Source organism: Oleiagrimonas sp., assembly GCF_027858935.1.
Classification (GTDB): Bacteria; Pseudomonadota; Gammaproteobacteria; order Xanthomonadales; family Rhodanobacteraceae; genus Oleiagrimonas.
Map to the genome: position 1 here is coordinate 1 of NZ_JAQIBU010000133.1, position 2,108 is coordinate 2,108.

General features: G+C 65.5%; 2 protein-coding genes and 1 pseudogene. All 3 read right to left on the reverse strand.

The window, feature by feature from the left end:
- Window positions 1-217 (reverse strand): annotated as a pseudogene (locus PF446_RS05045) (secretion protein HlyD); the annotation flags it as partial.
- The gene (locus tag PF446_RS05050) at window positions 214-963 is read right to left on the reverse strand and encodes an ABC transporter ATP-binding protein (RefSeq protein WP_298070158.1); all 750 of its coding nucleotides are present in this window, start codon (window positions 961-963) and stop codon (window positions 214-216) included. The pseudogene PF446_RS05045 and the gene PF446_RS05050, both read right to left, overlap by 4 nt.
- 8 nt (window positions 964-971) lie before the next feature.
- Window positions 972-2,105, reverse strand: a complete 1,134-nt coding sequence (locus PF446_RS05055; protein WP_298070159.1) for an ABC transporter permease — start codon at window positions 2,103-2,105, stop codon at window positions 972-974.
- Window positions 2,106-2,108: the final 3 nt, after the last annotated feature.

Sequence of the window (2,108 nt, forward strand, 5' to 3'; positions counted from 1 at the left end):
GGTCACCCTCATGCACGCGCACGCTGGCAAGCGTGCCCTCGCGCGGTGCATCAAGGGAAAGCAGGCCACCGTCTATTTCGATGCGGCCCCGCGCGACCGCGGCATAGGCCGGCGCCACGGAAGCGTTCGAGGCAGGCGAGCCGTTTTTCGAGCAGCCGCCGACCAGCAGCAGCAAGGCCACGGCTGTCAGTCGCAGCGGGGAAAGCGGGCCGGTCATGGTGTTGATCCTTTGTTCGGGGCAGTCGGCTCGGCCGGTCGACTGTCGGTGAGAATTCGTCCATCTTCCATGGTGAGTACGCGATCGGCGTGATGGATCAGGCGGGGGTCGTGACTGACACACAGCACCGTGGTGCCGTGCACTCGCGCGATGCGATGAAGGATGTCGATGATCATCTGGCCGTTGGCGGCGTCGAGCGAGCTGGTGGGTTCATCGGCGAACAGTAATTGTGGCAGTTTGGCCAGTGCACGGGCGATCGCCACGCGCTGCTTTTCACCGCCGGAAAGCTCCGATGGCCGCAGGCGCATGCGATGGCCAAGCCCGACCTCTTCCAGCGACTGCGCGGCGCGATCACGCGCATCCGCCCTGGTCATGCCCAGATAGCTCAATGGCAACTCCACCTGCTCCAGTGCGGTCAGTGCGGGAAACAGGTTGAAACCCTGGAACACGAACCCCGTGTGATGCAGGCGGAATTGTTCCAGTGCGCGGCTATCGAGTTGGCCGAGGTCGCTTTCCAGCGCCATGACCCGGCCTTCGTCCACGCTCAGCAGGCCGCTCAGGATCGCCAGCAAGGTGCTCTTGCCGCAACCGGACGGGCCGGAAATGAGGGTCAGTTCAGCCGGCTCGATACGCAGTGACAGTTGTTCGATGACGCGGGTGCGCAGCCGCCCGGAAACGAACGCCTTGGCGATGCCTTCGGCCTGCAACGCTGGCGCAGCTGCTGAAGTCTGTAGGGATGTCTGCATGGCGGCGTTCATCGGAGCAGGGTCGCCGGATCGGCGCGACGCAGGCTGCGCATGGCGGCGAGACCGGAAACCGCGGCCAGCGCCATGGAAAGCACCACGCAGGCCAGCGTGACCGGCAGGTTGATGACCACCGGGACGTCCTGACTGCGAGCCAGCGCCAGCAAGCCCAGCCCCAGGATGGTGGCACCCAGCAATCCGATCGAGCCGACCCAGAAGGCCTGTTCCAGTACCACCCAGCGCAGGTTGGCGACGCCGACGCCGAGCGCGTTCAGCGTCGCGTACTCGCGCACCGAGCCGGCCACGGCACCCATCAGGGTCTGGCTGGTGATCACCGCACCGACCAGAAACACGATGCCGGCCAGGAACAGCACGCCGGCACCGGCGCCGGTATCAAGCATCCAGTACAGCACCGAGCGGCGAGCGAAGGCTTTGCTGGTCCAGACTTCATAGGGGCCCACACCGTGGTCACCGCCAAGGCGCCGGGCGACCATGTTGGCCTGGGACGGGTCGCGCAAGCTGGCAACCAGATAGGTCGGACGGCCCTGGTCGGTCGGGTCGGTGTCCAGCTGACGGGCGGTCTCCAGTGAGCTGAGCACGTTGACCCCGCCGAGCGCGCGCAGCCCTGAGGCCACACCAACCACGCGGACGCGATGCCCGTTTATGGTGGCGTGGTCACCTACCTGGACACCAAGCTTGTCGATGTCGGCGCGGTCGATGATCACGGCATCCGGCTCGGTCAATCGGGCGCGCAACTGCGGCGTCAACGTACGCGAAAACATCATGGAGTCCGGACGCGGATCGACGCCGGAAACAAATACCGATTCGCCGCCGGTGTCGTGCGCGCCACGCCAGTCCGCGTCGACCCACAGAAACGGCTCCACCTTTTTTACCGCGGGATCCATGCGCAGATGCATCTCGACATTGGGATCGATCGCCCGTCCCAGGTTGACGCTCTGGGTACCCGGATACCCGATCCACAGGTCGGCCGAGGAGCCGGTGATGTAGACGCTGGCGCTGCCGAAGATTCCCAGTACCAGCGCCGCCTGCAAGAGCTGCAGCAGGCCGGCAAAACCCACCGCGACGATGGCAGGCAGGAAGCGGCGCCATTCATACACAAGTGTCTTGCGTGCAAGGGCGACCATCAG

What these genes read in the sequence shown, in the direction of transcription:
- PF446_RS05050 (WP_298070158.1), bottom strand. Translation starts at nt 963, where the DNA reads ATGCAGACATCCCTACAGACTTCAGCAGCTGCGCCAGCGTTGCAGGCC.
- PF446_RS05055 (WP_298070159.1), bottom strand. Translation starts at nt 2,105, where the DNA reads ATGGTCGCCCTTGCACGCAAGACACTTGTGTATGAATGGCGCCGCTTC.